Source organism: Anaerocolumna jejuensis DSM 15929, assembly GCF_900142215.1.
GTDB classification, from domain to species: domain Bacteria; phylum Bacillota; class Clostridia; order Lachnospirales; family Lachnospiraceae; genus Anaerocolumna; species Anaerocolumna jejuensis.
Genome location: NZ_FRAC01000058.1, coordinates 1 through 9,222 on the forward strand (window position 1 = coordinate 1; position 9,222 = coordinate 9,222).

Sequence of the window (9,222 nt, forward strand, 5' to 3'; positions counted from 1 at the left end):
TGACAGGAATTCTGAAGGAGGGGATCGGGAATGGAACACTGGTACAGGTGGATTCAGACCTTCCGGTGCCGGAAATGCTTTCCCAGGAAGCTGAAACGGACTGGGGCTTTGACTGCAGGATTGCCAACCAGTATGGAAAGCAGGTATTCGTCAACAGTAAGACAACAGGCTGCCAGATCCACGTGGGAAATCTGCCTTTTGCCGTAAAGGAACCGGGAGCCGTTCTTTCCACGTCCCTGGGAAGGGATGTGGACAAGGTAAGGGCTATACAGGCAGGGGTCAGCCAAAGTGCCTCGGTCTTTGAATTTGAAGAGACCACTCTGACCGTCAGTGATCTTACCATAGGAGCCGGGTATGCCATTTCCTATGAAGGGAGGACACAGACCGTCACCCGAAGTGAGATCCATGCCAGTCAGGGGACCCTGGTCAATGAGGTCACCCTGGTCCATGGGGAAGGGGTCATGCCGGAGGCTGCCCGTTCCCAGGGAACGACCAAGCACTCCAGTATCCTGACGGGTACGGTAACGGCAGTGGATGGAACCAACGTGATGGTGGATTTTCATACACCGGGAGATACGCCCAGATGGATGCCCTATGCCAGTGCGGTAAGCAACTATTTTTATTCCATGCCGGATATCGGAGATACGGTATTCGTATACTATGAGACCGGAGACAGCGAAAAGGTAGTTTGTCTGGGAAGCCGGCATGTAAATGAAAGCCCCGACTTTTCCAATTCCAAGAATAAGATGATGACGGCGAACAACCGGATGGTGAAATTTGCAGAAAAGGAAGTCGATCTGGTTGGAAACCGCTCAGAATATGACGGCAGCGGAGGGGAACAGGCCAAGATCATCTTCAATGATGAGACCGGAATCGAGATACAGAGCACAAAGGACATCAGCCTGAAAGCGGAAGAAAAGATAACCTTACAGGCATTGAAGGGGTCCTATAATGGAATAGAGGAAGTAAAGCAGAAGTTCGACCAGAAGTACGGCGAAGGAGATACGAAATACAAAGCGGAGGGCGGAACCATGGAATTTGATGCCCTGTCCCTGCTTTCAGCCAGAAGCTATCATGCCTTAAAGAAAAACATCGATCAGAACCTGAAGGCCCCTTTTCAGGTCATCGGGACCCTGAAGGAGCTGACCGGAAAGATTGGAGGAAGCGCCGGTACAGAAGGGGGAGGAGAGGCAGAAGCCGCTCCGGTCTTTGAAGACGGGACAGCGCATATTATGTCACTGGACCGGCTGGTACTGCAGGTAGGTACCACCTGTGTGACCTTTGCCGGAGGGGTGATCCAGATCCGCACCAATGCCTATCTGCAGCTTGGAACGGACCGCAGCGCCACGTATGAACATCTGGAGGATGCCAACTATACCTGGAAGGATATGTTCCTGGATATGACCCAGTGCGCCCTGGATATCGTAGGTGCTCTTCCCATCCCGGGTGTATCCACGGTGGCGAACCTTGCCAATGCCGGAATCAGCCTGGCAAGAGGGGATTATGTGGGAGCCGCCATATCCGCCGGGACCGCTGCCCTGTCTCTCATCCCCGGAGCCAATACGGTAGGCGGTATGCTCAAAGGAGCATCCGGCATTGCCAAGCTGGGGAAAAAAATGAAGGCAGCCGGCACCCTTCTAAACGCTGTCAAAAAGTTCAGCAGCGGAGCAATTAATGCGAACCTTGCCCTTACTGCAGTCATGGCAGTCGGGGATATCGGTACGGCGATCAAGGACGGGACCTTTGATATGAACGATCCGAAGTGCCGCCAGGATGTCATGAGCATCCTGCAGGGAGGCTCCAGCCTTGCAAAATACAAACTCGGGAAATCAAAAACAAGAGGCAAGAACGGAAAAGAACGTTTCAAGAGCCGGGGAGAACGAGAGACCGAGCGGCAGGGAAGAAAGGATGCCAGACAAAAGCGGGTGCAGGCAGCTGCAGGCGCTGTGGACAATGTCAGGAAAAAGACCCGGGCGAAGCTGGATGAATATTCGGCAAACCGCTGTACGAAAGGGGAGCCCATTGACATGGTCACCGGAAGCTACCTCATTGAACAGTGCGATCTGCTGATCAATGACATCGGAGGCCGCACTGCCATTGAGCGTACCTATGAATCCCTTTTGTCAGGAGAAGAATCCCCGGTAGGAAAGGGCTGGACCTTAAGTATTTTCAGCCGGGCCTATCTCTACGATGAAAGGATAGAGATACTCCTTCCGGACCAGCATACGGAGACCTTCTTAAAAACAGCAGAAGGCTACCGGAACCGGAGGGGAGGAACCAAGAGACTTACCCTGACAGAAGAAGGAGAAGGCTACCGGCTGACGGAGGAAAACGGAAGGACCAGCTGGTTCTATGACCAGGACGGCAGGCTTCTTTCTGCCACGGACCGGAACGGCAACCGGACCCTCTATGAATACAGCGGAGAAAACCTGGCAAAGATCTGCTTTACCAGCGGGCAGTATCTTTTATTTACCTGGCAGGGGGACAAGATCATCCGTATGAAGGACTGTATCGGACGGACCGTGGAGTACCGCTATGAGGATGGTTACCTGACCGCTGTCACCATGGTGAACGGAGGGACAGAGACCTACGGCTACGATACCGCAGGACGGATAAAGGAGATCACCGATGCCAACGGTAATACCTACGTCCATAACGAATATGACAGAAAGGGCCGGGTGACCAGGCAGAGCCTGTCAAACGGCCAGGAATATATCTTATTCTACGAAGAGGAGGACCGGGTCAATACCTATCTGGTGCCAAAGAACGGACAGGAGACCAGACACCATTACAACCTGTTAAAACAACTGGTAAGAACGGAATATGAGGACGGTACCACCGAGGAATACGGCTATGACGCCTGGGAGAACCGGGTATGGGAAAAGGATAGGAACGGGAACGAGACCAGAAGGGAATATGACGAAGCCGGACATTTGTTAAAGCTGACAGAACCCTCGGGCAGAGAGTTTTCCTATGAATATGAAGCCGGAAACTGCATCCATAAATGGGACAATACCGGAATGGACAGCCGGTATACCTATGACAGAGCCGGGAACCTGAAGGAGGAAATTCAAAAAGTAGAGGAGGAAAAGAGCCGTAGCTACCGTTTTACCTATGACAGCTACGGAAGGATCACAGCCTTTGAAGACCCGGAGGGCAGCCTTGAAACCTATGAGTACGGCCATCTCTTTGGGGAAGAGCAGATCTACATCAATGCCGGGGGAGAGAAGACCCTGTACGGCTATGATGAGGCCGGGCGTTTAATGCTCCGGACGGACATGGACGGAACCAGGCGGTATACCTATAACCACTTTGACCTACTCTGCCAGGCCTCGGATCCCTTAGGGCATTCGGAACGGTACGTCTATGACGGAGTCCTTGACCTGGTACAGGTGGTAAGAGCCAACCAGTACGGGGAGACCATGGGAGCGGAATCGGGAGACCGGTACCGGTATGATGCCTTCCACCACCAGACCATGCATATCGATGCCGCCGGTGGGGTCTATGCTCTGCACCTTGACGGCGAAGGGAATCCCGTAAAGGAAATCCATCCTAACACTTACCGGATAGAGGACAAGGACGGGGAGGGGATTATCAATCAGTATGATGCCAGTGATAATAAATATAAAATTCAGTACCCGGACGGAGGAACCAGACGGCTCTGGTATGATGCCAATGGAAATATCACGAAGGTATGCAATCCGGAGCAGTATGAGGAAAAAACCGATGATGGTCCAGGTTATCTTTATGAATATGACAGCGCAGACCGCCTGGTGCAGATAACAGGACCGGAGGGGGAATTTCTCCACCAGTATACCTATGACCTTGCCGGAAATCTGATCAAGGCAGTACACGGAAAGAACTGCCGGAAAGCAGAGGAGACCAGCACTGGAGATATAACCGGAAACAGCTCCGGAGATAGAGCTGGAAATAGCACCGGAGATAGAATTGGAAACAGAACCGGAGTCAGAACAGAGCAGGAAGAGGCCATAGGGGAATTGTATTCTTATAACAGCCTTGGCTGGCTGCTGGAAAGCCGTACCCCCATGGAAGAAAGGGACGGAGCTGTCCGGTATCAGCTCATCCGGTATGAATACGACCTATCAGGGAACCGGATCAAGGAACTCCGATACTGCGATTACCAGACCAGAGAGAGCCATCAGGGAGAGGTCCATACCATCTCCTATGAATACGACAGGAAAGACCATCTAATCAGGGTCAGTGACCGCACGGGAGCAGTGCTGGAATACGGATATGACGGAAAGGGCCGGAGAACTCTTGAAAAGAGAAAGATAAATCAAAGTAATGAGCAGGTATTCCGCTACTTCTATGATGAGGGAGGCCGTATCGTCAAGGTATCACGCAGCGCCGACCAAAAGGGCTGTGGAAAAGAAACGGTATCCGTCCGTTATGAATACGATAAAAACGGCAATAATACCCAGGTAGTATTACCCTCCGGCGGGGAAATCCTCCGGGAATATGACGCAGCTGACCGTCTCATCAAGGAAACCCATAGGGAGAAAAAGAGCGGGATTCATAACACTACGGGCTTTGCTTATGATAAGGCCGGGAATCTCCTCTGTATCACCGACAATCAGGGCAGAAAGACACAAATCGAATACGACCTGTTGAACAGGGAAATCCAGCGGACCGAGCGGGACGGAGGGATAACGAGACAGTTCTATGACACCAACGGCCAGTTAGTCAAGGTAATCCGTCCGAGGGAATACGAAGCCAGTAAGGATGCCGGAGCCGGAACGGTATATACCTATGACACAGCAGGTCGGTTACTTACCATCCTACGCCCAGACGGAAAGCTTCAGGAGAGCTATGTCTATGATACAGACGGAAATTTGATCCAGACCTTAGATGGAACCGGAAGCGGAGCAAGATTTGACTATGATCTTGGAGGAAGAAGAACCCGGGTTGAAACTGAAGGGAAAGCCACCCAGAGCTACACCTATGATGCCTATGGCAACATCACTGGCCTGTGTGACGGAGAAAACAACAAGACAGAGTATGTCCTGGATAAGTGGGGCAGAATTACAGAGATTAAGAAAGCAGACGGAAGTCAGGAACGCTATGGTTATGACTATGCCGGAAATATCACTGAGAGCGTTGATGGAGAAGGCAACCGTACTACTTATGAATATAATGCAGCAAATCTTCTTTCTTCCCTAACGGACCCGGCAGGGGAAATGGAGCAGTATCAGTATGAGGAAGAAGGGCGGCTGTATAAAAAGCTTGACAGGAATGGAATAGAGACCGCCTATACCTATAACCTTTACGGAAATATACAAAGCAGACGGGCAGGGGAACTTTCCGAAGTGTATGAATACACCCCGGAGGGCTTGTTAAAGTCGGCCATAGCAGAAGGAATGCGCTACAGCTATACCTATGATGCAATGGGGCGATTGACGGAGAAAAAGGCAAGCGGAAGGCCCCTGTTATCCTTTACTTATGATAAGAACGGCAACCTGTGGAAACAGAAGGATGTCACCGGAAAGATGACAGAGTACCGTTATACCATAAATGATGAAATCAAGGAAATTTGGGATGACGGAAAGCTTTTAGCAGAGTATAATTATAACGAAGACGGAACGGTAAAGAACCTGAAAAATGGGGAAAGCCTCTATACGGAATATGCCTATGATAAAGATAAGAACCTGACCGGTCTGCGAAACATACTGGCAGGAGAAGTCCTGGCAGATAACCATTACCGGTATGACGGCAATGGAAACCGGACCAGAAAGCACCAGCTTCAGGGAGATACCAGCTATACCTATGACAGTTTAAACCGTTTGACCAAGGTACAGTATCCGGGAAGCTGGGAGGAACTGACCTATGATAAAGCCGGGAACCGAACCGGAAGACGCAGTCCAAGTGGGGAAGAGCTTTACCAGTATGACAGCAGGAACCGCTTGACCAGCCATACCGTAAACGGTGTTATAGAAGGCTATACCTATGACAATGCTGGAAACTTATTAAAGGACGGAAAGAATCAGTACACCTATGATGCCTTTCATCGGACAAGCAGGGTGGAAACCTTTGACGGAGCTATCCAGATCAACCGGTATGATGCAGAAGGGTTACGCCATGAGATGGAGGAGAACGGAAACCTGGTGCAGTTCATTTTCAGGGGAACTGAGGTCGCAGTTGAAGAAAGCAAGGGAGAAATCAAGCGCTATATCCGTTCTGATGTCCTGTTAGCTTCCGATGCAGAGAGCGCAAGGACCTACTACCATTATGCAAGCGATGAACTGGGGAGTATCACCCATGTGACAGAGGGAGAGGAAGTCCTCAACTGGTATGAATATGACGCATGGGGAAATGTGACGGAAAGCCAGGAAAAGGCAGAAAACCGTTTTAAGTTTAACGGACAGCAGTTAGATCCTATCAGCCAGCAGTATTACTTAAGAGCCAGATATTATAATCCAATCATTGGACGCTTTACACAGGAGGATACCTACTGGGGAGATGGACTGAACCTGTATGCATACTGTGCCAACAATCCGGTGTATTATGTGGACCCTAGCGGAAACATTTGTAAAAAAGCTGCCGATAGAATCATGTCTCTTATGGACGAGGGGCGGATTAAAGGCAAAAACAAACGGCAGTTGGAATCATACCTGCGGAATAAGATAAATAATGGAGGATTGAATCCGGCAGAGCAAGAAGTTGCTAATAAACTTAATATTAATATTGACAATAAGGGGGCGGGTGAAGCTAGGCTTATACCTGGAGAAGATGGAATAGTTACCGGAGGCAATTCAACTAAACTTGGTCAGAATTTATTTGAAGATATGGGATTACCAAGAACAACTAGTAGAACACCTTATCAAGCAATGCATATAATTCCTAAAGAACTTAGAAGTCATCCTGTAATAAAAAAGATAGGAATGGATTTTGATGATGTATCTAATGGAATATTCCTAAGAAATAGAAAGAGTGGTGGTGTAAGTCCAATGTCAAGGCATGAAGGTTTCCATAAGGTATATAATAGATTCATTGAAGGTAAATTGGATAATTTAGATATTAATTTAAGTACTAGCGAATTAGAAAGACAGGTTTTTGATTTGCAACAAAAAGGAAAATATCTTATGGAACAGGGACTACCAATGTATGAAAAAGAGGGTGCAAGCATAGACCTATGGGAAAGGTGGTTTAATAAATAATGTTTGGAAGTAACACAAGTTTGGTAGAGGAGATAATAAAATCTGTAAAAACAATGAACTTATATAAGCAGAATTCTACAAATATAGAAAATGTGTTAGTGATTAACGATTATGAAAAAGCGAAATTCTTAGCATATGATAATTTAGAGTATGAGATGAACTCTGAAAATGGGTATAATTGGGTCGACATAAGAGAACTTGTAATGAGCAATGTTAATGAGGATAAATACACAATGGAAAATTACAAGGAATTCAATAAGAAAATAGATGATATTGAATTATTGATAAGAAAAGACCTAAAGATTGCTAAAGAATATAGAGAGACATGGGATGATGCATACGCTGATATAGTAAATTGTGCGATTTGTAGAGCAATTTATGGACAGAATGATAGTTTGTTTGAAAAATTGTATAATGTATATAAGTCAGGTGGATGGCCATGTGGATGGGAGGGAAACTTTCCAGAAGGAAAACTAATAGCATTTTATCCCAAAGAATGATAGGATAGATTTCCTGACTTACCTACATTCAAACCAGGTAGAGGGCAGGTAGAGGTTAAGCTTGAGAGGAAGGGTGTAGAGAGTTACGGATTAGGTACTATTGAAGAGGGACTAAATTTATTTAATAATAATATAAGAGGCATAAATGTGTTTGATTCAACAAGTAATACATGGAAGGAGATATTTAAGAAATGAGTATAAATACAGTATTAAATTTAATTGAATTTTATAGCCCTAAACTTGCATGATGCGGGATGCCGTATTGTCAAGTTATCACGCAGTGCCGACCAAAAGGGCTGTGGAAAAGAAACGGTATCCGTCCGTTATGAATACGATAAGAACGGCAATAACACCCGGGTAGTATTAGTCTCCGGTGGGGAAATCCAGAGGACCGAGCAGGACGGAGGGATAATGAGACAGTTCTATGACACCAACGGCCAGTTAGTCAAGGTAATCCGTCCGAAGGAATACGAAGCTTCAAAAGAAGCCGGAGCCGGAACAGTATATACCTATGACACATCAGTCCGGTTACTTACCATCCTACGCCCAGACGGAAAGCTTCAGGAGAGCCATGTCTATGATACAGACGGAAATCTGATCCAGACCTTAGACGGAACCGGAAGCGGAGCAAGGTTCCAGTATGATCTTGGGGGAAGAAGAACTCGGATTGAAACCGAAGGGAAAGCCACCCAGAGCTACACTTTCGATGCCTATGGCAACATCATCGGCCTGTGTGACGGAGAAAGCAACAAGACAGAGTATGTCCTGGATAAGTGGGGCAGAATTACAGAGATTAAGAAAGCAGACGGAAGCCAGGAATGCTACGGTTATGACTATGCCGGAAATATCACTGAGAGCGTGGATGGAGAAGGCAACCGTACTATTTATGAATATAATGCAGCAAATCTTCTTTCTTCCCTAACGGACCCGGCAGGGGAAATGGAGCAGTATCAGTATGAGGAAGAAGGGCGGCTGTTTAAAAAGCTTGACAGGAATGGGGTAGAGACCGCCTATACCTATAACCTTTACGGAAATATACAAAGCAGACGGGCAGGGGAACTTTCCGAAGTGTATGAATACACCCCGGAGGGCTTGTTAAAGTCGGCCATAGCAGAAGGAATGCGCTATAGTTATTCCTATGATGCAATGGGGCGAATGACGGAAAAGAAGGCAAGCGGAAGGTCCCTGTTATCCTTTGCCTATGATAAGAACGGCAACCTGTGGAAGCAGAAGGATGTCACCGGAAAGCTGACAGAATACCACTATACTATAAATGATGAAATCAAGGAAATTTGGGATGACGGAAAGCTTTTAGCAGAGTATAATTATAACGAAGATGGAACGGTAAAGAACCTGAAAAATGGGGAAAGCCTCTATACGGAATATGCCTATGATAAGGACAAGAACCTGACCGGGCTGCGAAACATACTGGCAGGAGAAGTCCTGGCAGATAACCATTACCGGTATGACGGCAATGGAAACCGGACCAGAAAGCACCAGCTTCAGGGAGATACCAGCTATACCTATGACAGCTTGAACCGTTTGAC

General features: G+C 47.6%; 3 protein-coding genes. All 3 read left to right on the forward strand.

Going from position 1 to position 9,222, the window contains the following annotated elements; genetic code table 11:
* Window positions 1–47: 47 nt before the first annotated feature.
* Complete coding sequence (locus tag BUB77_RS28715; RefSeq protein WP_207650876.1) at window positions 48–7,175, forward strand: RHS repeat-associated core domain-containing protein; 7,128 nt, start codon at window positions 48–50, stop codon at window positions 7,173–7,175.
* Complete coding sequence (locus tag BUB77_RS28720) at window positions 7,175–7,675, forward strand: hypothetical protein (protein ID WP_073280598.1); 501 nt, start codon at window positions 7,175–7,177, stop codon at window positions 7,673–7,675. The genes BUB77_RS28715 and BUB77_RS28720 overlap by 1 nt, the downstream gene beginning before the upstream one ends.
* Window positions 7,676–7,915: 240 nt before the next feature.
* The coding region (locus BUB77_RS30330) for an RHS repeat protein (RefSeq protein ID WP_207650877.1) at window positions 7,916–9,222 on the forward strand (1,307 nt) is incomplete at its 3' end.